The 23,214-nt window shown below is 48.6% G+C and carries 20 protein-coding genes and 2 tRNA genes; 10 read left to right on the top strand and 12 right to left on the bottom strand.

Going from position 1 to position 23,214, the window contains the following annotated elements; translation table 11 throughout:
* Positions 1-38: 38 nt before the first annotated feature.
* Positions 39-707, bottom strand: a complete 669-nt coding sequence (locus tag B076_RS0104150) for a hypothetical protein (RefSeq protein ID WP_028486196.1) — start codon at positions 705-707, stop codon at positions 39-41.
* Between the two features lie 224 nt (positions 708-931).
* Here B076_RS0104150 and B076_RS0104145 point away from each other — a divergent pair, with 224 nt between their 5' ends.
* The 6 genes from B076_RS0104145 to B076_RS0104120 all read left to right on the top strand — a co-directional run bounded on the left by B076_RS0104145 (position 932) and on the right by B076_RS0104120 (position 6,095).
* Entirely contained in the window at positions 932-1,519 is a 588-nt protein-coding gene (locus B076_RS0104145) for a TetR/AcrR family transcriptional regulator (protein ID WP_028486195.1), read from the top strand.
* Positions 1,520-1,546: 27 nt separating this feature from the next.
* Positions 1,547-1,963 (top strand): hypothetical protein, encoded by a 417-nt coding sequence (locus B076_RS0104140; RefSeq protein WP_038150406.1) that lies wholly within the window; start codon positions 1,547-1,549, stop codon positions 1,961-1,963.
* Between the two features lie 14 nt (positions 1,964-1,977).
* Positions 1,978-3,084: an MBL fold metallo-hydrolase gene (locus tag B076_RS0104135; protein WP_028486193.1), complete on the top strand. Its 1,107-nt coding sequence runs from the start codon at positions 1,978-1,980 to the stop codon at positions 3,082-3,084.
* 158 nt (positions 3,085-3,242) lie between these two features.
* Positions 3,243-3,689 carry a methyltransferase family protein gene (locus tag B076_RS0104130; RefSeq protein WP_038150758.1) on the top strand — a complete coding sequence of 149 codons (447 nt, stop codon included), beginning with the start codon at positions 3,243-3,245 and terminating at the stop codon, positions 3,687-3,689.
* Positions 3,690-3,838: 149 nt separating this feature from the next.
* Entirely contained in the window at positions 3,839-4,849 is a 1,011-nt protein-coding gene (gene trpS / locus B076_RS0104125) for a tryptophan--tRNA ligase (protein WP_028486191.1), read from the top strand.
* Between the two features lie 181 nt (positions 4,850-5,030).
* Positions 5,031-6,095, top strand: a complete 1,065-nt coding sequence (locus B076_RS0104120; protein ID WP_028486190.1) for a DUF4382 domain-containing protein — start codon at positions 5,031-5,033, stop codon at positions 6,093-6,095.
* Positions 6,096-6,175: 80 nt separating this feature from the next.
* On the opposite strand, the gene B076_RS0104115 is transcribed toward B076_RS0104120, so the two are convergent.
* The 11 genes from B076_RS0104115 to B076_RS0104060 form a co-directional block, all read right to left on the bottom strand.
* Positions 6,176-7,027: an amidohydrolase family protein gene (locus B076_RS0104115; protein ID WP_157753507.1), complete on the bottom strand. Its 852-nt coding sequence runs from the start codon at positions 7,025-7,027 to the stop codon at positions 6,176-6,178.
* 16 nt (positions 7,028-7,043) lie between these two features.
* A complete protein-coding gene (phnN, locus tag B076_RS0104110) occupies positions 7,044-7,628 on the bottom strand; it encodes a phosphonate metabolism protein/1,5-bisphosphokinase (PRPP-forming) PhnN (protein WP_051347161.1) in 585 nt (194 codons plus the stop codon).
* A gap of 184 nt (positions 7,629-7,812) precedes the next feature.
* A tRNA-Arg gene (locus B076_RS0104105) sits at positions 7,813-7,889 on the bottom strand.
* A gap of 80 nt (positions 7,890-7,969) precedes the next feature.
* Positions 7,970-8,062, bottom strand: a tRNA-Ser gene (locus B076_RS0104100).
* A 139-nt stretch (positions 8,063-8,201) separates the two neighbouring features.
* Complete coding sequence (gene csrA, locus B076_RS12065; RefSeq protein WP_051347160.1) at positions 8,202-8,405, bottom strand: carbon storage regulator CsrA; 204 nt, start codon at positions 8,403-8,405, stop codon at positions 8,202-8,204.
* Between the two features lie 140 nt (positions 8,406-8,545).
* Complete coding sequence (locus tag B076_RS12060) at positions 8,546-11,578, bottom strand: LVIVD repeat-containing protein (protein WP_169721406.1); 3,033 nt, start codon at positions 11,576-11,578, stop codon at positions 8,546-8,548.
* 239 nt (positions 11,579-11,817) lie between these two features.
* A complete protein-coding gene (locus B076_RS0104080) occupies positions 11,818-13,044 on the bottom strand; it encodes an aspartate kinase (RefSeq protein ID WP_028486187.1) in 1,227 nt (408 codons plus the stop codon).
* Positions 13,045-13,061: 17 nt separating this feature from the next.
* Positions 13,062-15,653, bottom strand: coding sequence for an alanine--tRNA ligase (gene alaS / locus B076_RS0104075; protein ID WP_028486186.1), 2,592 nt, complete (start codon positions 15,651-15,653; stop codon positions 13,062-13,064).
* Positions 15,654-15,727: 74 nt separating this feature from the next.
* Complete coding sequence (locus B076_RS0104070) at positions 15,728-16,312, bottom strand: regulatory protein RecX (protein WP_028486185.1); 585 nt, start codon at positions 16,310-16,312, stop codon at positions 15,728-15,730.
* 10 nt (positions 16,313-16,322) lie between these two features.
* Entirely contained in the window at positions 16,323-17,360 is a 1,038-nt protein-coding gene (recA, locus tag B076_RS0104065; protein ID WP_028486184.1) for a recombinase RecA, read from the bottom strand.
* Positions 17,361-17,645: 285 nt separating this feature from the next.
* Positions 17,646-18,176: a CinA family protein gene (locus tag B076_RS0104060; protein WP_245566312.1), complete on the bottom strand. Its 531-nt coding sequence runs from the start codon at positions 18,174-18,176 to the stop codon at positions 17,646-17,648.
* A gap of 42 nt (positions 18,177-18,218) precedes the next feature.
* Between B076_RS0104060 and mutS the strand changes: the two genes are divergently transcribed.
* From mutS to B076_RS0104040, 4 genes are all read left to right on the top strand, one after another.
* Positions 18,219-20,807: a DNA mismatch repair protein MutS gene (mutS, locus tag B076_RS0104055; RefSeq protein ID WP_028486182.1), complete on the top strand. Its 2,589-nt coding sequence runs from the start codon at positions 18,219-18,221 to the stop codon at positions 20,805-20,807.
* 15 nt (positions 20,808-20,822) lie between these two features.
* Positions 20,823-21,686: a tetratricopeptide repeat protein gene (locus tag B076_RS0104050; RefSeq protein WP_028486181.1), complete on the top strand. Its 864-nt coding sequence runs from the start codon at positions 20,823-20,825 to the stop codon at positions 21,684-21,686.
* A 122-nt stretch (positions 21,687-21,808) separates the two neighbouring features.
* Positions 21,809-22,351: a cytochrome b gene (locus B076_RS0104045; RefSeq protein WP_028486180.1), complete on the top strand. Its 543-nt coding sequence runs from the start codon at positions 21,809-21,811 to the stop codon at positions 22,349-22,351.
* Positions 22,352-22,373: 22 nt separating this feature from the next.
* Positions 22,374-23,210 (top strand): DUF5718 family protein, encoded by an 837-nt coding sequence (locus B076_RS0104040; protein WP_028486179.1) that lies wholly within the window; start codon positions 22,374-22,376, stop codon positions 23,208-23,210.
* Positions 23,211-23,214 lie beyond the last annotated feature (4 nt).

Here is a 23,214-nt window from a genome sequence, read left to right as displayed (position 1 = left end):
AAATCCATTTGAGTGGATTTATTCGCTCAATCTGCAAATTAAATGACTTTTTCGTATACCCGTTGCTTGCCAACGAGCTCAATCTCTTTAGTAATACAGACATCCATCAAATTCAATAAAAACTGGCTGAAAAAAGGACAGGAGACCGGTTGCTGGGCTATGGCATCTTTGATATCCACATAAGACCCCTTAACCTTGAGCGACTCTACCCCGTAATTGCGCAGTTTGCGCAAATTCATATTCAGATAAAGATCAAGTTTACTGTCGCAACGAGTCCCTTCAACTCGCTTTAAAATACTTTGAATCACCTCTTGTGAAAGAGCTTTAAAGCGCGATTCTTTCGCGATTTCAAAGACCTCGTGATGACAAGTGGTAAGCTTATAATGTGTGCAGGCATGGGTAAAGAATTTCACGGCGACATTGTATTCGGAAGGGATGCCATGCGCATTGCTCGGCGAATACCACTCCAGCTGACCTTTGACCAGTACCCGAACCACCATCTTATCTCCAAGGTTTTGCATCGCTCTCAAAGAATAGATTTTGGATAAACGGCCCTCTTCCTGAATGGCCTGCTTGATTGGAACCGTCGACCAATCGTATAGCCTGGAATCCCGATGCTCAAGATAGGCTTCAATCAAAGACTGGCGATTATTAAACTCCAGATAATCACCGCCTCCACCTGAAAAAACTCTAAACAGATAAATCATTGAAAAACCTACTTTTAATCGGGTCAATATTAAAATTATTGATGCTGAATTCTACCCTCACCCGACCCCAAAAATGAAATCATTCCTTGTGATACAAGCATTACTAATTTTTATGTAGCCCATAAGCTAATAATGACCTTTCAAATTTTTCAAATAAAACGTGCAATTCCCCAACCTTTAAAATAGAATATACATTCTAGAAAGAACATTCTAAAAGGTCGATCATGTCATACCTCAACACGCCGGAACTCCCAGAAGTAAAGCGCAAAGTACTCAACAGCGCACTCTACCTATTTGTTGAACAGGGCTTTTTCAAAACCTCCATTCCGGACTTAGTCAAACATTCCGGTGTGAGTACCGGTTCGATTTACCACAGTTTCAAAGACAAACAGGATATTGCAGAATCCTTGATGCAAGCCTTGCTGGAACAGATTGAACGCGAACAAACCCAGATACTTGAACAACACAAAACAAGCTGGGATCGGTTTTATGCCTTATCCGAATGGTTAATGCTGACTGCCCAACGGCACCCCCACGTCACTCAGTTTGTCCTTCATGCCAGACATAAAGAGTTCATGCCTGACCTGCTCCCTATCTGCTCGTCAAAACCCTTTACGACTCTGAGGAACACCATACAACAAGGCATGGACGAAGGCGTCATCATTCAAATGGATTTAATGGTCGCCGCCGCTTGTACCTATGGTGGTGTACTCAGACTCATACAGTTGAGTCTGGACAACATGCTCGAGCGCCCTTTGATGAGCTACCTGGATGAGATCACCCAAGCAAGCTGGCGCAGCGTGGCCACTTAATCAACTCAATCAATACAGGAAAACATAATGAAATCGGATAAATTCAATCTCATCTGGACCTACTGGGCCATCACCGACATTCTTCTCATTGTAGGGGTGACACTGGAGCCGGCGGCACTCAAACTGGCGATTATCTTAAACGCAGTTCAGGTTCTGCATTTTTATTGGCTGACCCCTAAACTGTCGAACTTTGCCGTTCAAGTCAGAATCGCTTACCTGCTTTTATTGGTTGTGGCGATATATCCACCGCTGTTTTTTGTCTTCTACCTGCAAATCATCGGAACCACGGCCATGGTGTTAGTCAATTACTGCTTTCTGGCGCGCTTCATGTCGCTCATGCCATGGAACAAAGTTGAACCCTACAGCCTGTCGATGATTTGGCAAACCTTCTTTACAAAACCGGTTTCTGGCAGTGTTCAAAAAACACAGTTACCGTCTGCATAAAAATGGAGTCCATTATGAAAAAAAATCTACTAATCGGCAGCCTGAGCTTGATTCTTGCAAGCACTCATCATGCAATAGCCGCGGATACCTATACTGAAAGTTTCAGCCATTACGCCGAAGAGATGAAGAAATATGAGGGTGGCGAGGGACTTGCAGCCTCTTTTTCGGATTATGCACAAGACGTCAGTCGAACCCAGAAATCGGTTGGTTACATCGGCAAAGAACTGACTCTGCCTAAACCAATCAAAGTGGCCGATGGCGTTTATACCGTGGTCGGCAGTTTAATCTGGCATAATCCCAGCAATTTCGGCTTAAACAACAACCTGACTTTTATGGAATTTGAAGACGGTGTCTTTGTGTTCAATGCCGGGCCTAACCCGGCCGTGGCTTATGCGTTTCATCAACAAATCAAACAAATCACCGACAAGCCGGTTAAGTGGCTGGCGGTGGAAAACAGTCAGGGGCATGCCTACCTTGGTGCCAGCTATTGGGTTGACCAAGGAGTCAAACACCTCTATTCACACAGTGTCGCCAACCGAGATTTTCACAATGCCTATCCGTATATCAAAAAAAGCTGGGGGGATCGTGTCGGCCACCAGCTGACCGAAAATGCACGCGATGTCTCCGATCTATTCACGACCTTTGACGACAAAATCACAGTGGACGTCGGCGGCGGCGAACAGGTCGAGATCATGAATTTCGGTCCCGGACACACCCCCGGATCAACCATTGTCTATCTGCCGAAGCGTAATATCGTCTTGCCCGGAGACTTGGCTTACAACCAACGCATGCTGGCATTGTTCTCCTACACCGATACGCAAAAATGGACCGAAACCTTTGAGGCGTTTATGGAGGCCATGCCCAAAGATGTGATTGTCATACCCGGTCACGGCGGCCCGACCAGCTTGCAACAAGTCAAACAAGACACTTACGACTACCTTAAGTTCATGCACAAAGAGGTGCAGACGATCATCGATGCGGGCGGCACAGAGATCGATTTGAACAAAATTGACCAATCCGCCTACCAGCATCGCTCGGTGTATGAACAAACCCATGAAAACAATGCGGTACACATCTACAAAGAAATGACCGGAGGGGATTTGGGGCAAAGCTTTGAATAAGAAGCGCTGAATAACAACCAGGCGATAAAGTCGCCAAACGTTTAGAATAAAGGCAAGGCATGATCCATGAAATGGGTCGTGCCTTTTTTGCTTACTTACTGATAAACTTATCGGCAACCAGCCCTTTTAGGTTTTCGCTTTTTATTCGAGGTTCAGACATGACACGCATCAAACATCCGATCATCTCGTTTTCATTGGTGGCACTGCAGTTCACCTTAATCGGAATCTTATTACTCATTCTGCCTTTAAGCCTAAACTCAATCATCCTGGGCGTGCAGGCCTTGGCCATCATCATCGGCCTGTGGGCGGTACAAACTATGCATTTGGGGCATTTCAATATCGTACCCGATCCCATGCCGGAAATTGAACTGGTCACGCATGGCCCTTATCGTTTCATCCGTCATCCCATGTATTTTTCTATCCTGCTGTTTTTTCTGCCACTGATCGTGCTCAACCTTAGCTGGCTGCCGATCGCCCTCTATGCCAGTCTGATTCTCACACTGCTCATCAAAGCCACTTACGAAGAAAGCCTGTTGATCGATGCCCTGCCGGAATATGGAGCCTATCAAGAAATCAGCAAACGCATCATTCCATTTGTGTTTTAAGGCCAATAATCCCAAGTCTTCAAGCTGCAGACCAGTCATCGCTAGTCATTATGCTCAGAAAATGAGAAAATAACTCCCATTTAACGCTCAAAGCGCTGTATCCCAGCGAACTAAAGCCAACTAAACGTAATTACTAAAAGTATCTTTTCATGGCAAACACAAAACCCACACTATTTAGCGGCATCCAACCTTCCGGCGACCTGATGATCGGTAACTATATCGGTTCAATCAAAAACTGGGTAAACATGCAGGACGATTACAACTGCCTGTTCTCCTTAGTCAACATGCACGCCATCACCGTAGAACAAGACCCGAACGACCTATACAACCGCAGCCTGGACTTTATCTCCCTTTACCTTGCGTCAGGCATTGACCCGGATAAAAGCACGGTCTTCATTCAATCGCACGTGCCGGAACACGCAGAGCTGGCTTGGGTTTTGAACTGTTCGACCTACATGGGTGAACTCAATCGCATGACGCAATTTAAAGATAAATCGCAGAAGCACTCGCAAAACATCAATGTCGGCCTGTTCGACTACCCGGTGCTGATGGCTTCCGACATTCTGCTCTACCAGACCGAAATGGTGCCGGTCGGTGCCGACCAGAAACAACACCTGGAACTGACTCGTGATTTGGCGACTCGCTATAACAACCGTTTTGACCGCGAAGTCTTTAAGATTCCTGAGCCATTCATTCCGCCAGCCACCTCCGGCGGACGCATCATGAGCCTGCAGGACCCGACATCCAAGATGTCGAAATCGGACGAAAACAAAGACAACTTCATCGCCCTGCTGGACGATCCCAAAAAGATCATCAAAAAATTCAAAAAAGCGGTCACCGATTCCGGATCGGAAATCGTCTATGACGTGGAAAACAAACCGGGCGTCTCCAACCTGCTGACCATCTATTCGGTCATCAGCGGCAAACCGATTGAAGAGGTGGTCCAGCATTTTGAAGGCAAAATGTACGGCCACTTGAAAGTCGAATTAGGCGAATTGGTTGTGGATTACCTGGAACCGATTCAAACCCGATTCCATGAAATTCGCGGTGAAGAAAGCGAACTGCGCGCCATTCTCAAAAAAGGTGCCGACCAGGCTCGTGAACAGGCTCAACAAACCCTTAAAAACGTGCACGAAACCATCGGTTTTGTATTGCCGTAATTCTCCAGCAGTTTCGCAACAACTAAAAGCCTCGCAAAGCGGGGCTTTTTTACAACCAAGCCTGTTCAAAATATTTTCAACTATTCGACGACCTTAAATACTAAGTAAATGGGATTATTTCACACAGCCATGCATTCTGTTTATAATGGTTTACAAATAACGCAAAAATAAGGAGCGAACCATGAAGAGCGTGCTGACAGCAGGCCTGCTGACTTTACCGATTTTATTAACTGGCTGCGGCGGTGGTTCTGGCTCTGTAGACAGCACAAGCACAACCGGAACACTCAATCTTAGCTTAACCGATGCACCGATCGATGAGGCCAGTCAAGTGATTGTAGAATTCAGTGGCGTTTCAATCAAAAAACAAACCGAAGACACTCAGCCAGAAAACACAACAAGTGAAGCAACGGAAGAAGATACAGCTGACTCTTCAGAGTGGGTCAACATCACTTTCGATGCTCCGGTTTCCATTAACCTGCTAGACCTGCAAGGCAGTCAGAACTATAAACTGCTGTCCGGACAAGAATTGGAAACAGGCACTTATTCTGAGATCCGTCTTCATATTCACACAGATGATCAAGATGGGGATCTAGAAAATTACATCACCCTGACTGAAGGGGGAGCCCAGCACGAAATCACCATTCCAAGCGGCCTGCAAACAGGGTTGAAAGTTAAAGGCGACATTACCATTCCAGAAAACGGCGAAGCCGCTTTTACCATTGATTTTGATGTGCGTAAATCAATTGTGGTTCAAGGTAATGGAGAATATAAACTCAAACCTGTTCTGAAACTTATTCAGGACGAGTTAACCGGAACCATTTCGGGTAGCGTTGCGACAGAGCTTTTGTCTACGGATACCGTTGGCAGTCAGTGGAGCTGTTCAGATGATGATGTAAACAGCTACAACGCAGCCTATCTTTTCTCAGGCATAACCGACCCATTGGTAGACATCAGTGAGACAGGCAGTGAGCCTTTAAGCACAGCTTTAGTGACGGCCAACACAGAAGGGGTCTACCAGTTTGAATTCGGCTATGTTCCAGCGGGAGAATATCAGGTTGCCTTTACCTGTAATGCCGACGCAGAAAGCTACACCGAAACGGATGATGGCCAAGGCAATATTACTATGCAAGCCAATAGCGGTGATGATTTACAGTTCATCGGCACCCAAACTGTCACCGTCACGGCAGGCCAAACTACTCCAGTTACCATTAACGCACCGGCGATTGAAGCGCCACCTGCATCTTAACTAACACGGCTTATATTGCCTTATAAACAAACGGCCCAGTAATACTGGGCCGTTATTTCACCAAGCCACCTCTTTTAAACTTATTCACGACTCTTTTTAGTCAAAAAAAGACGTTGCGCATTTTCATGCGCCAGCTTTCTCGCAACCGGTTCGGGGAGTTGCGACAACCATTCACGAATATCCGCCACCACCGAATCAAAGGTATTCCAGCGGTTCACACTGAAAGTGTCCACCGCCACCATAAAGCGATCCTGATAATCGATAAACAACTGCCTCCATTGCAGTGTCAGGCCATGATGGTCGGAGTAGCCGTCTGTACCCAACAACAGTGTGTCGCGTACCGAGGTATCGATATATAAATTTTCGGGATGACGCTGCAATACCGAACGTAAAAAATCCGGTTCCGGACGCGTGCCCATGTGTGCCCATAATACCGTGACATCAGGCGCAATCGAAAAAATCTCGTCGATGATTTCTGCATCACCATGCGCCTGTAACATCAAACCGTGCTTTTGCGCCAATTTGACGATGCCTTTAAAGACCGGGCTCTTCTTATCCTTTGCAAAGATATGAAACTCACCGATACCACGGTAAATACCCTTTTTTAAAGCGGCTTCCACCTTGGGCAACACCGATTCATCCCACATCCAATCGCGTTTGTCCTGTAAAGTCTCATACACTCCCAAAAAAGGAATGATGCGTTTCGGCGCATAATGATACAACGCTTCGGTACCGTCATTCGGTGTGCTCGAAATCAGGGCATGAGTTACATGATTGCGGTCAAATATCGCCATCACCTCGGCAGGATTATAGACTTTGGTATCTTCGCCACCGTAATGCAGATGACTGTCAAAAATAGGCATTTGCGCCTGAACGGTATAGCTGCTGGCCATCAAAGCCACCAGGCCTGCTGATTTTAAAAAACGTTTCACGCCCCCAACCATCTTGTCACCCTTCCTGCTCTGAAAATATGTTGATCAAGGCCTCTCCACCCGCCTCTATCGAAGCTTCATTGGTGATTCGGTGAAGATTCGCCGCCGCCAGACGCTCAAAATTCGACGCTCTGCCAATTCTCTCTTCAATCTCGGCCGCGCTTTCCCGCCCTCTTGCCAGCAGCCTCTCCCTCAAGGTGCTCTCTGAGGCCGTTACCAGCACCGCGACCAAATCCGCATGCAATTGGCAGGCCTGCTCAAAATAGCCGCGAGAACCGTTCATCACCACATTCAAACCCTGATTCAGCCAGGTATCCACCTCCGTTCCCAGCCCATACGACCAACCGTGGCTATTCCAATGAAATTTAAAGCAGCCGCGCTGCAATCGATTGGCAAACTCGGCTTCCGATAGGTGGATGTGGTTTTCGCCGTGCAATTCAACTGGACGCGTAATGTAACGATGCGCAAAGATCACCGGCGCTTCACACAAAGACTCACGGGCATAGGCCATCAAAGTGTCCTTACCCGCACCGGAGGGACCCATCACATAAAACAACCTACCAGGCCTGTCGGAATTCAAATTTTGCTTTTCACGTGACATCTTCGCCGCCCTATTCAATCAAACTTTAAAACTAGATTCATTCGCATCATTGTATTAAAGCAAGCATGGCTTGAAAACACCAGTTCAAGGAAACGGTTCAGTTCGGAAAATAAAAAAGGAAAATAAAACGTCAGATAATAAAAAACCCCGTTTAATCGAATGACTAAACGGGGTTTAAGAATAATGGCGCGCCCGAAGGGAGTCGAACCCCTAACCGCTCGGTTCGTAGCCGAGTACTCTATCCAATTGAGCTACGGGCGCTTATTAAGTGTGGCGTATTCTAGGTAGTTTTAATAAAACTGTCAAGAAACTTTTCACTTTAATTTTTACTGGTTATGAAATGGCGGAGACGGAGGGATTCGAACCCTCGATGGAGCTACAAACCCCATACTCCCTTAGCAGGGGAGCGCCTTCAGCCTCTCGGCCACGTCTCCTATTTCAGGCGCGTATGATACAAGTTATATGCAGGGTTGTAAACCTAAAGTGCGTTATTTGTGCGTTTTTTTATCCTGCACGGAGAACGGTATTGAACCAAAATCAGAATGGCAGCCTGTTCAGGCTTCAAGCTTTCAACTAAACCTTAAGGTCTTCGTTCAATCGGGTAAGTTCTGACAGGCCTGTCGAATCCTGAGAAAGCAACTCTTCACGATGCACCGCCACTTCTTTTGGTGCCTCGATTCCTATACGTACCTGACCGCCTTTAACGGCAATGACCGATAAACGAATATTATCGCCTATAAGCATGGCCTCACCTTCTCTTCTCGTTAAAACTAACATAAGAAATACTCATTTGAAATACAACTATAGTGTAGGCCAACCAGAAGACTACGTATAATACATAATTTTTATTTCAAAATATAAGAAAACACTTATAAAGTGTTGGTTGCCCCAACCACAGAACGGCTGGGGCACAGAGTTTACTTGAGCAAAGCCATGCCGCCACCGCTGTCGGCAACATAGGCACGTCCGTTAATCACAGTCACATCCAATGCCGAACCCACTGTATTAGCATGTTCTAACAGAACTGGTGCGGATGGATCCGTCCAGTCAACCTTGATGACCCCAGCATCACCATAGGCGATATAGAACAGGTTTTTGCCATCAACTTGCACTACATCCATACCGGATGAACCGCCGCTTAACTCAGAAAGTGATGCACTGCCAAACATCGTTTCATCTTGGAGTTTAAATCGCGCTTTGGCCACAGGTCGCTGATCCTCTCCTCCTTGGGCCCATATTTTTGTAGGATCGGTACCTTCAACCAAAGGGGCGATCAAGTCTGCGATACTGTAGGAAACCACACCAAAACTGTCATAGGTGAAAAAGGCGTGATTATCCACCACCTTGACCACAACACTTTTACCGTCGGCTTTACCCACATGATCATCTTCCATTTTGATGGGCTCGAACACCTTCACTAAAGCCATATTTTCAACATCGGTCACATCGACCACGCCGATACCGTTACTGCCTGCGGCAACAAACGCGTAGGTTTTGCTGTTATCAGCATCCTCCCACAGCGCCACGCTCGAGGCACGCCCCAAATCGGGTTGCGAATTGGTGTCACCACCAAGATTACTGACTACATAACCACTGGCTGGATCGGTCGGGTCTTTGCTCAAATCATACACGGTCAGACCATTACTGCCATCGGCGGTAAAAGCCAAGGAACCTTTTAGGGCAACCCCATAAGTATGATCCTGCATATGTAAATAGTCGACGACATTTCCAGAATCGGTATTGTGCTCAAAAATATCCGTGTCTTGGGGATAAAGCAATACAGGTGAGCCGACTGCACCTTCCTGCACAGTACTCACACGTCGCAACCCCCTGCTTTGAGACATGACCAAGGCAGACTGATTGGCCACATCCAACACCACGTCATACGCATGCGGAGTCGGGTTGATGGTTTCGGTCCCAATGGTCACCGGATACTCGCTTTGAAGGGTATTGGCCACCAGGTGAACGTCATCAATCGGGTTACAGTCTTCATCCGCAACTTGCCAAACCGACATGCCATGCGGGCCATCAGCCAAGAAAACAAAGCTACCGTAAGCCGCTACCCCTTCGGAGTGCCCAATATTGATTTCCTGAGTGGCGCTTCCGTCTGCCGCCGCGCCAATTTCTGTTGTAGTTGCATAATGCACCGGCACAGTAAAAGTGTTGCTGGCTAGAGCACCACTGATTTGAACATCAATGAAACTTAAACCGCCGCCGCCAGAAGTCGCCAATAAATCCACCTGACCGCTCGTAGCAGAATCAAACACGCTGGATAAGGCAAAGTTATTTCCATGGCCACTGACCTCACCCGTCGCCAATAATACCGGTGACTCTTCGAGGTATTGGGGAATCTCTTCTTCTCCTTCTGGGATTGGCGTCATGTCATAAGAAGTGACAAACTCATAATCCGGCCAGTGATCCCCTAAGGTTCCCCCAACCTCGTCATTATTATAGGGCGCGTTATCGCCTTTCCATTGCGCAGGGTCATCGGCATTTCCCAGCACCACGATGCCGGCAAAATGGTCAGAGAAATACGCATTGTTATTAGCGGCATCCACTTTCACATCCACCACACCCGCTTCTTTCAACATCCCTGCGCCAAAGTACGGATATAAACTTTTAGCTTCTTCTCCAGTCTGATCGTCAGGCCCGTGAGCGGGTACGGCAGGCGCATAACCCAAATAACTGGCTTGAAGAAACGGATTGGCGTCATCCAGATTCGCGTCACAAGCGGCATTGCGCGCCCCTGCTGTGTCGTATCCAGTGACATCCACGGCGACCATACCCGCCAATCCATAAGCGATATAGGCAATGGTTTGATCAATACCCGGCCCACCTGCATCCGGGTAGTTGACGACTTCAATTTTACGGGCGTCATAATAGAACTTGCCATAACGATCAAAGTCCGCCCAAGGCGTAGGGGCATCCACATCACCGTGCCACACTTCCTGGATCTCAAAACTGGCCTGATTATAATTCGGCATTCCAGTACAAGCATCAATATTGCCCGCTTGAACTTCCGTTGCAACATTCATATCAATAAACCAGTCTTCACCGCCATTGGCTTCAGTAGCATCGGTGTAGAGGTTGTATTGACCGATTTTCTCGAGCGTAACTGGATCATAAATCCCCATTCCCAAGAAACCTTGAGCAACAAACAATTTTTGGTTGGCTCCGTCACCATAGAGTGTCAGGTTTTTAGGGCCACCCCATGCAGTCTCTCCGGCATACTGCAAGGTATAAATCTCAGAATCGATTGTCAGTGTCCCATCGGCTTCGCGTCCTTCACCTTGAATTTCATTAAACAGATTCGACAGGGAAGTTTTATGCAAGCCATAATTTTCATCTCCTATCAGCAGCTCAACGGGCGTGTTCTCATCACCATCATCATAAACTGCCAAAGAACTAATTGGGGCTCGAGTACTGGCGATGGTATTGGGGTCTTCATCATCGCCAATGACATCTCCGCCGCCTTCTGTCCAAATAATTCCAGTCTGCTCGTAATTGACCTTAACGGACGTCACTAAAGTCATGGCGCTTGGATCGGTCACATTCACAACCGCAATCCCTTCATCCCCCATTGCCAGCAAGGCATAACGACTTCCATCTTCTTGAGTCACCACATCAATGTCATGAATGAAACCTGCCACTTCAAAGCTGTACTCGGTGGTTTTTGTGGTGCCGACTTGTGTCGCTTTCAATTCATTAGCCAAATTGAAAAGCGTCCATTCGGTTCCTTCTTCGCTAAACAACTCAACAGAGGAAATCGCACCCCCAATTCGCTCTAGACTCGTCAATGAGGCTTCTTGAGGAATATTACAGGTTTCTTGCACACCACCATTATTGTTACTACTACAACCGGAAAAAGACAGAAGACCACTCAGAATCAAGCCAGAAAACACAAACTTGAACCATGCATCACCATTTGATTTTATATACAGACGTTTCATGCTCACCTCCATGTGAAAACATTTAATACCCCATAACAGTCCATTCATTTAAACAGCTTGGCAAGAACAATCACAATCAAAATTGCTTATAAAACAAATTGTTAATGTAAATTACATTAATAAAATAATGGTAATTAAAGTTATGAGGCTGATCTTCCGATAAACGCGAGAAGATGACACTCAGACATAAAAAAACCCGCATTAAGCGGGCTTTATTTGATCCATTTGAAATGACTTGATTACTTATCCAGCTCAAACGCTTCGTGCAACGATTGCACCGCCAGTTCCAGATACTGTTCATCAATTACCACGGAAATCTTAATTTCTGTGGTGCCGATCATTTGAATGTTGATGTCATTGTCAGCCAAAGTTTTGAACATTTGACTGGCAATGCCAGAGTGCGACTTCATGCCTACGCCGACCATCGAGATTTTAACGATCGTATCGTCAGACAAGACTTCGCGCGCACCCAGTTTATTGGCGGTACTTTTAAGAAGATCCAACGCCACCGGCAGGTCGCCTCTGGCTATCGTAAAGGTAAAGTCGGTGGTGCCGTCAATACCCTGGTTCTGAATAATCATATCAATTTCAATGTTGGCATCAGAAATAGGCCCCAAAATCTGGTAGGCCACACCCGGCTTATCAGGCACACCTAAAATCATCAATTTCGCTTCATCGCGGCTGAACGCGATACCAGAGATAAGCGGCTTTTCCATCTCGTTTTCCTTAAAATTCTCTTCTGAAGTAATAAGCGTCCCACCACCATCCTGCAAGGATGACAGAACACGTAGCGGCACATTGTATTTACTGGCAAATTCAACCGAACGAATCTGCAACACCTTGGCTCCCAAACTGGCCATTTCCAGCATCTCTTCAAAGGTGATATGATCCAAACGCTTGGCTTGAGGCACGACCCTTGGATCGGTCGTGTAGACCCCATCCACATCGGTATAAATCTGACATTCATCGGCATTCAGGGCCGCGGCTAAAGCCACCGCCGTGGTATCAGAACCACCACGTCCCAAGGTGGTGATATCGCCATCCGGCGTCACTCCCTGAAAACCGGCTACCACCACGACCTTGCCCTGGTTCAACTGCCCAAAAATCTTTTCTGAATCGATTTCCTCAATGCGGGCTTTGCTGTGTACCGCATCGGTTTTAATGGGCACCTGCCATCCGGTATAAGAAATCGCAGGATAGCCTTTTTCCTGTAACGCCATGCTCAGCAAGGCGATGGTGACCTGCTCACCCGTGGTCAGCAACACATCCATTTCACGTTTGATCGGACGCGCCTGAATTTCATGCGCCATCGCCGTCAAACGGTTGGTTTCTCCACTCATAGCGGAAACCGCGACCACTACCTGATGGCCATCATCAACGAACTTGGCGACTTTATTCGCCACATTCTGGATACGCTCGATATTGCCTACCGAGGTACCCCCGTATTTTTGAACAATTAATGCCATTGCTTTCTATTTTCTTCTTATTTTGACTCGACCCAGGCTTTCACCGAGGCCAATGCTTCTGCCAATTTACTTGGGTCTTTTCCGCCGGCTTGCGCCATATCAGGACGACCCCCACCTTTACCACCAACCTGTTGGGCTACATGATTGACCAGCTCGCCCGCTTTAAAACGGTTGGTCACGGATTTGCTCACGCCAGCTACCAAGGTCACTTTTTCACCATCAACCGCAGCCAAAATCACCACAGCGGGTTCCAACTTATCTTTTAACTTATCCAAGGTTTCACGCAAGGTATTGGTGTCGGCTCCTTCCATCTTGGCCGCCAACACCTTGACACCGGAAATCTCAAGCGCCTGGCTCGCCAAATCGTCCCCCTGGGAGGCGGCCAACTTGCCTTGCAGCTGTTTCAGCTCTTTTTCAAGCGCTTTATAATCGGCCACCATCTGCGATACTTTTTCCGCCACCAGATTTTTATCAGATTTAACCGAATCCGCAATCTGCTCCAAACGCGCGTCTTCATCATAGATCATTGACCAGGCCTGTTCACCCGTGGCCGCTTCGATACGACGCACACCGGAAGCGATACCGCTCTCCGAGACAATACGGAAAGGTCCGATATCACCCACCGAATTCACGTGAGTTCCACCGCACAGCTCGACTGAGAAATCGCCCATATCGACCACACGCACCACATCGCCGTATTTTTCACCAAACAGCGCCATCGCGCCTTTGGCTTTGGCCGATTCGATATCCATCTCATTCATGCCAACCGGCTCGTTCAACATGATGTTATGGTTCACCATTTTTTCGATTTCACGCAGTTGCGTCGCTGAAATCGGTTCAAAGTGTGAGAAATCAAAGCGCAGACGATCCGGCTTCACCAGAGAACCTTTCTGCTGGACATGAGTACCTAGAACCGTGCGCAAAGCCGCGTGCAACAGATGCGTGGCCGAATGATTCTTCTCGCAGGCACGGCGGTCGGAGATGTTGATCTTGGCATGGATATCCTGATCAACGTGAATGCTGCCCGCCGTGACTGTTCCATGATGCAGGAACAACTTGCCTTGCTTATGGGTATCGTTGACGTGGAAACTGTTCATACCTTCGGTCAAACTTCCGCTGTCACCGACTTGCCCACCGGATTCCGCATAAAAAGGCGTGCTGCCGAGAATCACGATGGCATCCGTGCCTTCGGCGGCCGATGCGACAGATTGACCGTCCACAAAAATAGCCAGAATGGTCGCATCCGCCTCATCACGATCGTAACCGACAAACTGGGTTTCACCTTCAAAATCAACGCGGCTCTGGGCGCTGCCTGAAAAGCTGCTGGCGGAACGTGCGCGTTCACGTTGCGCTTCCATCGCCTTGGCAAAGCCTTCTTCATCCACCGTCAGGCCTTTTTCACGCGCCACGTCAGCGGTCAGATCCAGAGGGAAACCAAAAGTGTCATAGAGTTTAAAGGCCATATCGCCTTCAATCACCGTTCCCTTCATTTGCGCTACATAGTCTTCCAACTGCTTCATGCCGTTTTCAAGGGTTTCCGCAAAACGCTCCTCTTCCAGCTTCAAAGCACGTTCCACATTGGCCGCTTCGGCTTTTAATTCCGGATAGGCCTCGCCCATCTGCTCAACCAGCGTATCGACCAATTGATGGAAAAACGGTTGGCTTTGACCCAACTTATAGCCATGACGAATCGCGCGGCGGATAATACGACGCAACACATAACCGCGCCCTTCGTTGGAAGGCAAAACGCCGTCGGTAATCATGAAAGCACACGAACGGATATGGTCGGAAATCACACGCAAGGAATTGTTTGCAAAGTCCTTTTCACCCGTCAGTTGACTCGCTTTCTTGACCAATGCGCGGAACAGGTCGATATTGTAGTTGTTATGCACACCCTGCATGACCGCCGCCAGACGTTCCAAGCCCATCCCGGTATCCACCGAAGGTTTTGGAAGCGGCGTCAAAGTTCCATCCGCAGCACGGTCGAACTGCATGAACACCAGGTTCCAGATTTCTATGTAACGGTCACCGTCTTCATCCGGCGATCCCGGAGGACCACCGGCCACGTCTGAACCGTGGTCATAGAAAATTTCACTGCAAGGCCCGCACGGCCCGGTATCACCCATTGACCAGAAATTATCTTTAGCACCGCAGCGGGAAAAACGTTCGGCACTCACCCCCATCTCTTTCAACCAGATGTCTTCGGCTTCCTGATCTTCTTCAAACACCGTAATCCACAACTTCTCTTCCGGCAGCTTCAGTTCTTTGGTCAGAAAATCCCAGGCAAATTGAATCGCTTCACGCTTGAAATAATCACCAAAACTGAAGTTACCCAACATTTCGAAGAAGGTATGATGGCGAGCGGTATAGCCAACGTTTTCCAAATCGTTGTGCTTTCCACCAGCGCGAATGCATCGCTGCACGGTAGTGGCACGATTGTAATCACGTTTTTCCTGACCTAAAAAAGTCTCTTTAAACTGCACCATGCCTGCGTTGGTAAACAGTAACGTCGGATCGTTAGCCGGTACCACGGGGCTCGAATGCACGGCCGTGTGGTTTTGCTTAACAAAAAAGTCTATAAAAGCCTTTCTAAGTTCTGCACTGGTCATAGGATTAAACCTTAATTCAATAATAAATAATTCTGTTAAATAACTTTCTCAGGGTGATCATCAAGCCCAACGGCTTAGCGGAACGCCTTCCAAATCAGTTCGGGCGGAAACCCCCGGCTTTGCAAAAAGCGCATGCGTTTGGCCTGCTCGTTACGATTCTGTGGTCTAGCCGTTTCACCATATTTTTTCAACAACACCGTCTGAATCCTATCCAGCCAATCGGCCTGATCCATCTCCAAGTGGACTTCAATCAGGTCACTTCGCTCACAGGCCTGCTGTAATTTCTGACGGATTTTCAAGGGCCCCTGCCCTTTCTCCATCAGACTGCGCACCGCCTGCTCGATATAGCGATCATCACTCTGCCAATTACGCTGCTGGCAATGTTCAATCACCTGCTCCACTACCCGTCCAACCAGGCCTGCCGGTTCCTGGCATTCGGCCAGCAATTCAGTGGTTTCAGGAAACTTACTCAAGAGTTTGGCTTTTAATTCTCTGGCACCATGCTCACGAATCGCCAATAAAGCCACAGCTCTGTTTTCAATCTTTCGAGCCAGTTCGGCCAGTTCCGCATTCTCATGCTGCAAGTCCCGCTCAGTGGTTGAACTCACCTCAACATCGTCGGCAGAAAACTGCCGTAGGAATTCTTCCGCGCTTTTCAAAGCTCAGCACTTACTCGGCTTCAGCCGCCGCTTCTTTTTCCGCATCTTTGACTTTTTTGGCCGGCATCAATCGTTCTTTGATTTGAGCCATCAGCGTTTCAGCGATATCGGCATTTTCAACCAAATATTGACGAACATTATCTTTACCTTGACCAATTTTCTGGTCGTTGTAGCTGTACCAGGAGCCGGACTTTTCAATCAATTTTTCTTTAACGCCCAGGTCGATGATCTCACCTTCACGCGAAATCCCTTGGCCATAGAGGATATCGAATTCCACTTGCTTGAATGGTGGAGAGACTTTGTTTTTCACCACTTTGACACGGGTTTCGTTACCCAGGATTTCGTCACCTTTCTTGATGGCCCCGATACGGCGAATGTCCAAACGCACCGATGCATAGAATTTCAATGCATTACCACCGGTGGTGGTTTCCGGACTACCGAACATGACACCAATCTTCATACGAATCTGGTTGATGAAAATCACCAATGTATTGGTGCGCTTGATATTGGCGGTCAGTTTACGCAACGCCTGCGACATCAAACGCGCTTGCAGACCCATGTGTGAGTCGCCCATATCACCTTCGATTTCGGCTTTTGGCGTCAAGGCCGCAACCGAATCCACCACCACGATGTCCACCGCACCGGAACGCACCAAGGCATCGGTGATTTCCAACGCCTGCTCCCCGGTATCCGGTTGAGAGACCAACAGGTTATCGATGTCGACACCCAACTTTTCAGCGTAAATCGGGTCCAACGCGTGTTCGGCATCCACAAACGCCGCCGTACCGCCCATTTTTTGCGCTTCGGCAATGGCGTGTAACGTCAGAGTGGTTTTACCGGAAGATTCAGGGCCATAGATTTCAACAACACGCCCCTTAGGCAAACCGCCTATGCCCAACGCCATATCCAAGCCCAAAGAACCGGTAGAGATTGCTTCGATGTCGCGCGCCACACCTTCGTCGCCCATGCGCATAATCGAACCTTTACCAAACTGCTTTTCGATTTGACCTAATGCAGCGGCCAGTGCTTTTTGCTTATTTTCATCCATCTCTGTACGGTTCCTTTAATTGGCTTAAACTTGATCCAGACGGCAAACGGCTATACCGCTTTTCGGTTGGCTTTGTAATTAAAAAGCCCTTGTTTAAGCGACGTATCCTATCGTTTAAACAAAGGCTCTGCGCGCTCTTAAAGAACGCTTCCAAGAGGCCGGCGTTATTCGCCGCCACTCTGAACTTTTGAGTCACCCAAATAGCCGCCGAATTATCCCACAATTTAAAATCAAATCCTAGCGTTTAGATTGGGAATAATCGGATTCGGCAAGCGTGCCTCCAAGTCAGTCCTGAAGGATTTTCATAATCCCCATCAATGCCGCCTGAGTCGTCTGTTCACGAATCGACTGGCGATCGCCGTCAAAATGAAATAATTGAGACTCAACCTGGTCGTGTCCTTGTCTGGCCCAGGCAATCCAAACCGTGCCCACCGGCTTGTCCGGTGTGCCGCCGCCCGGCCCGGCAATGCCACTGCACGCCACACTGATTTTAGCATGCGATTGCTGCAGCGCACTCAAAGCCATTTCCAGCACACACTCCTGGCTGATTGCCCCTTTCTTTTGAATGGTACTTTCTTTAACACCCAACATCTCTTTTTTAGATTCATAGCTGTAGGTGACGTAAGCACGGTCAAACCAGGCGGTGCTTCCGCCAATGGAGGTCAAGGCCTCGGCAATCATCCCGCCCGTGCACGACTCGGCGGTGACCACCATGCTCTGCTTGTCCACCAACATTTTTCCCACTTCCGAAACCAAGGTTGCAAACCCCATCAGACCCACTCCATTATTGCTATCCACTTTAATATGCCCTAGCATACCCTTTTTTACCTTTTATTCAAATTGACACAAACATAAAATATGGCCGAAAAATCGACACAACACACCCCGATGATGCAGCAGTACCTGGCAATCAAAGCCGAGCACCCGACTCACTTGCTGTTTTACCGCATGGGCGATTTTTACGAGCTGTTTTATGAAGATGCCCAAAAAGCCTCAGAATTGCTCGACATTACCTTGACGGCGCGCGGCAAATCGGGCGGCCAGCCAATTCCGATGGCCGGCATTCCCCACCATTCGGCTGATGGTTATCTGGCCAAGCTGGTCAAACTCGGAGAATCGGTGGCCATTTGCGAACAGGTCGGCGATCCGGCCAACAGCAAAGGGCCGGTGGAACGAAAGGTCGTGCGCATCATCACACCGGGCACTTTGGTGGAAGAAGCGCTACTGGAAGACCACTCCGAAAACCTGCTGGCCGCCATTACCCAGGAAAACCAGCTTTACGGCCTAGCCTATCTGGATGTCGCCAGCGGCCGCTTTGAAGCCACGCAACTGGAAAGCGTCGGTCAACTCAATGCCGAAATCGAACGCCTCAAACCTTCCGAACTTCTGTTGCCCGATGATGACCTGCTGCGCGAGATACTTCCGGAGTCGATTCTAAAACGCGCAGGCCTGGTGCGCTATCCAGCCTGGCATTTTGAAAGCAAAAGCGCCAAAAAACGCCTGACCGAACACTTCGGCACCCAAGACTTGATGGCATTCGGCTGTGATGACAAACCGGCCGTCTCTTCTGCGGCGGGCGGCATCTTACACTATGCCAAAACCATGTTGCAAAACGCTCTGGAACATATCCACAGCTTGAACACCTACCGAACCGACGACACCCTGGTGCTCGATGCCATCAGCCGCCGCAACCTGGAAATCGACACCAACCTGAACGGCGGTACACTGCATACCCTAGCCTCTATTCTGGACCATTCCGCCACCGCCATGGGCAGCCGCATGCTGAAGCGCTGGCTCAACCAGCCGTTGCGCAACCAAGATACCGTCAATGCGCGCCTGGATGCCATTGAAGAGATGATTGCCCTGCAAAACGACGAACTGTTGCACCAATCCTTGAAAAAAATTGGCGACATGGAACGCATACTCAGCCGAGTCGCCCTCTACTCGGCACGCCCCCGCGACCTGCTTCAACTTGGTCGCGGGCTCAACACCCTGCCGGACCTGCAAACCTTATTGGCTTCGCACCAGGTTGAAAAACTGGAGACGCTGGCTCAACAGATCGCCACCTATCCGCAACTGGCGGATTTGCTTGATCAAGCGATTACTGACAACCCGCCGATGCTGATCCGCGACGGCGGCGTGATTGCCGAAGGCTACGATGCCGAACTCGATGAGTTGCGCAATCTCAAGAATGAGGCTGGGGATTATCTGCTGCAACTTGAACAACGCGAACGCGAACGCACCGGCATCAACACCTTAAAAGTCGGCTACAATCGGGTTCACGGTTACTACATTGAAATCAGCAAATTACACTCGGCACAGGTTCCCGCCGAATATGTGCGCCGCCAAACCCTAAAGGCGCAGGAACGTTACATCATTCCCGAACTGAAAAGCTTTGAGGATAAAATCCTCAGTGCCGGTGAGAAAGCCCTGGCCCGCGAAAAATGGCTCTACCAGCAATTACTGGAAACCCTTAACCAGTCTCTTTCCGCTTTGCAGCAAAGCGCCCGTGCCCTGTCTGAACTGGACGTTTTGGTGAACCTCGCCACCCAGGCCATGCGTTTGAACCTGACCCGTCCGACTCTCACAAAACAACCAGGCCTGCTCATTTCCAAAGGTCGCCATTTGACGGTGGAAGCGGTCTCTAACGAGCCCTTTATCCCCAATGACACCCGCTTTGACGAACAAAGACAGCTACAAATCATTACCGGGCCGAACATGGGCGGTAAATCCACCTACATGCGCCAAACCGCACTGATTACCCTGATGGCGTTCATGGGCAGCTTCGTGCCGGCGGATTCTGCTGAGATTGGCCCTATTGATCGCATTTTCACCCGCATTGGTGCCTCCGATGACCTGACTTCAGGACGGTCAACCTTTATGGTGGAAATGACTGAAACCGCGAACATCCTGCATCATGCCAGCGAACAATCGTTGATTCTGATGGACGAGGTCGGTCGCGGCACCTCGACTTTCGACGGCCTGGCATTAGCTTGGGCGATAGCCGAACATATGGCCACCCGCATCCAAGGGTTCTGCCTGTTCGCCACCCACTATTTCGAGCTGACCACCCTGGCCGAACAGTTCGGCAACACCGTCAATGTCCATCTGGATGCAATTGAGCATCAGGATAAAATCGTATTTCTGCATCAGGTTCAGGAAGGCCCGGCCTCGCAAAGCTACGGGCTTCAGGTCGCCGCACTGGCTGGCGTACCGCAAGCAGTGATTCACAGTGCCAAACAGCATCTGGCCAAACTGGAAAACCAGACCATCGAGACGTCTCAAACAACAGCGCTAGACCAAGTACAGTTTGATATGTTCGGTTCTGTCCAACCCGACCCGCAAGCGGAGGCGCTTAAAGAGGCTTTGCAAGCCCTCAATCCGGACGAGATGACCCCTAAAATGGCACTCGAGACCCTCTACCAACTCAAAGCGACGCTTAATTAAAAGGCCACCCAATCCATGTCAGACGCGTACATTACCGACATCACCACTGAAAACTTGAGCGAAATTCTTGGCCACTCCAGCACCCTCCCGGTGCTGATGCATTTTTGGGAACCGCTGAATGAAGCCAGTCTGCAAGCCAATACCTTGCTGGAAAAATTGGCGGAAGAATTTGCCGGTCAATTCATCCTCGCCAAAATTCATGCCGGACAACACCCGGAACTGGCGAGCCGTTCCGGAGTCAGTGAAGTGCCTTATTACAAATTAGTATTTAAAGGCGAAATCATTGCTGAGCAGGCAGGAGTGCAGAGCGAATCCGACTACCGTACTCTGCTTGAACCGCATCTTGTAAAAGACCCATCCGAACAGCTTCGCGAGCAAGCACAGTCGGCCTTTGCCAATGGCCAGTTTGATGAGGCGGTACAATTAATTGCAGAAGCGGCCAAAACCAACCCCAATAACTTCAGGGTTCACTTGGATCTGGTGCAGATGTACCTGCTCACCGGGCACCTCGACAAAGCCACCAACTTGTTCGACAAACTGCCTGAGGAAGCGCACCAATCTGCTGAAGGAAAACGCCTAAGGGGAATTTTAAGTTTTTCGAAGATTGCGGACTTTTCCGCTGATATTGAAAGCATTCAGCAAACCCTGCAACAAGACCCCAACGATCCCGATTCACTATACGGACTGGCGGCTTATTTAGCACTGCACAATCATCCGCAAAAAGCGATGCAAACCCTGCTCAAGCTGTTTCAAATAGACCGAACCTACCAGGAAGGCGCACCGCAAAAAGCCCTGATCAGTTTGTTCGACATGCTCTCCGACAGCCATCCACAACTGGTATCAGCGGGTCGCAGACAAATGCAAAGCCTGCTTTATTAAGGTGAATAACGGGTGCAGCCAACCATATAAATTCATCCAAATTTCATAGATTCGATGTAAACTTAAGCCACTCAGCATTTTTACGCTTCAATTCCATTGACACTTAACTGTAAGGAAACAGAATGAAACTCTACAACGATACAAACGCTTTCGGACTGGTCAGTCGTGCTAATCACTGGATTTCGGCTTTTCTATTCATCGGCCTCATCGCACTGGGCATCTACATGCACGAACTGCCGAAAAGCCCGGAAAAATTCGAATTGTATGACCTGCATAAATCTTTAGGCATCGGCCTGTTCGTCTTGATGATGTTGCGTTTGGTTTGGTTGAAAATCAGCCCCAATCCGGAACAAATCTCGCATAACCGCTTCGAACACATCCTTGCACACAGCGTCAAAGGCATTCTCTATCTGGCGATGATTATGATGCCGATTTCCGGCTGGATCATGTCCAATTCCGGTGGGCACGAAGTCGCCTTCTTTAATCTGTTCACCTTGCCGAACCTGGTTGGCGAAAACGAAACCGTGCATGAAATCGCAGAAGGCATTCATGGCACCATGGGGCCTTTGATGATTCTAGTGATTGCACTGCATATCGCCGGAGCCCTGAAACATCACCTGATCTATAAAGACAACACCCTGAAACGCATGCTGGGTAAAAAATAATTAAAAAGCGCTATTAAAGACTATGAATTTCAATTTAAACAACACCTTGTGTTTCGGCATTGCCGGCAACTTTGCCCACCATCTGGAACAAGCCGGAGAAAACGCCGACTTCGTCAACGTCACCACCGAATGTGAAAGTGCCCCCAAAGGTTTGTTTCCCTATTACATACCGGGTTCTCAAACCTCTCTGGGCACCTACCCATTGAGCCATGACGAAATCCACTACCCCAAGAACCTGCAAAAAGACGCCCACCTGCATCTTGAGGCCGAGGTGTGTGTATTGTTTGAAGCCAGCTACATTGATGGCCAAATCAGCGACTTGCTTCCCAAAGCGTTTGCGGCTTTCAATGACTGCTCCATCCGTAAGGAAGGTGCCAAAAAAATCAGCGAAAAGAAAAACTGGGGACCCAGCAGCAAAGGCGTATCCAAGCAATTCTTGAGCGTCAGTCGCTTTGAAGAAGGCGGGGAGATGGATGGGTTCCATATCGCCTCTTTTGTCAAACGCGACGGCCAACTGCATGCTTACGGCGAAGACAGTGCGGTGCTGACCTACAATTATTTTTACGGCAAACTCAAAACCTGGATGCTCAAACAACTCAATCAACAAAGAGATTTTGGCCCGCTTGAGGATTTGTCTGAAATCATCGCAAACGCCGGTTTCCCAAAACAGATTCTCATCAGTTTGGGGGCCACCAGCTATACCCACTTTGGTGAAAACGAATTTTTACAACCTGGAGATGAACTCGCCGTTTATGTTTACGACGCGACTCAAAACGATCTGAACAGCATCAAGCGACACGCTTCTGGAGAAAAAATTGAACTTCACAACAGTTCGGTTCTGAAACAGCAGGTACTGTAGGAAA

Origin of the sequence: Thiomicrorhabdus chilensis DSM 12352 (assembly GCF_000483485.1) — a bacterium.
Classification (GTDB): Bacteria; Pseudomonadota; Gammaproteobacteria; order Thiomicrospirales; family Thiomicrospiraceae; genus Thiomicrorhabdus; species Thiomicrorhabdus chilensis.
The sequence above is the reverse complement of the archived record's forward strand: the minus strand, read 5'-3'. Positions and strand labels throughout refer to the sequence as shown.

Excerpts from the sequence above, each read along its gene's own strand:
- B076_RS0104060 (WP_245566312.1), bottom strand. The coding sequence starts at position 18,176 with ATGCTAGGGCATATTAAAGTGGATAGCAATAATGGAGTGGGTCTGATG.
- B076_RS0104150 (WP_028486196.1), bottom strand. The coding sequence starts at position 707 with ATGATTTATCTGTTTAGAGTTTTTTCAGGTGGAGGCGGTGATTATCTG.
- B076_RS12060 (WP_169721406.1), bottom strand. The coding sequence starts at position 11,578 with ATGAAACGTCTGTATATAAAATCAAATGGTGATGCATGGTTCAAGTTT.
- B076_RS0104140 (WP_038150406.1), top strand. The coding sequence starts at position 1,547 with ATGAAATCGGATAAATTCAATCTCATCTGGACCTACTGGGCCATCACC.
- B076_RS0104040 (WP_028486179.1), top strand. The coding sequence starts at position 22,374 with ATGAATTTCAATTTAAACAACACCTTGTGTTTCGGCATTGCCGGCAAC.
- B076_RS0104135 (WP_028486193.1), top strand. The coding sequence starts at position 1,978 with ATGAAAAAAAATCTACTAATCGGCAGCCTGAGCTTGATTCTTGCAAGC.
- alaS (WP_028486186.1), bottom strand. The coding sequence starts at position 15,653 with ATGACCAGTGCAGAACTTAGAAAGGCTTTTATAGACTTTTTTGTTAAG.
- B076_RS0104080 (WP_028486187.1), bottom strand. The coding sequence starts at position 13,044 with ATGGCATTAATTGTTCAAAAATACGGGGGTACCTCGGTAGGCAATATC.
- trpS (WP_028486191.1), top strand. The coding sequence starts at position 3,839 with ATGGCAAACACAAAACCCACACTATTTAGCGGCATCCAACCTTCCGGC.
- recA (WP_028486184.1), bottom strand. The coding sequence starts at position 17,360 with ATGGATGAAAATAAGCAAAAAGCACTGGCCGCTGCATTAGGTCAAATC.
- csrA (WP_051347160.1), bottom strand. The coding sequence starts at position 8,405 with ATGTTAGTTTTAACGAGAAGAGAAGGTGAGGCCATGCTTATAGGCGAT.
- B076_RS0104130 (WP_038150758.1), top strand. The coding sequence starts at position 3,243 with ATGACACGCATCAAACATCCGATCATCTCGTTTTCATTGGTGGCACTG.
- mutS (WP_028486182.1), top strand. The coding sequence starts at position 18,219 with ATGGCCGAAAAATCGACACAACACACCCCGATGATGCAGCAGTACCTG.
- B076_RS0104120 (WP_028486190.1), top strand. The coding sequence starts at position 5,031 with ATGAAGAGCGTGCTGACAGCAGGCCTGCTGACTTTACCGATTTTATTA.
- phnN (WP_051347161.1), bottom strand. The coding sequence starts at position 7,628 with ATGTCACGTGAAAAGCAAAATTTGAATTCCGACAGGCCTGGTAGGTTG.
- B076_RS0104050 (WP_028486181.1), top strand. The coding sequence starts at position 20,823 with ATGTCAGACGCGTACATTACCGACATCACCACTGAAAACTTGAGCGAA.
- B076_RS0104045 (WP_028486180.1), top strand. The coding sequence starts at position 21,809 with ATGAAACTCTACAACGATACAAACGCTTTCGGACTGGTCAGTCGTGCT.
- B076_RS0104145 (WP_028486195.1), top strand. The coding sequence starts at position 932 with ATGTCATACCTCAACACGCCGGAACTCCCAGAAGTAAAGCGCAAAGTA.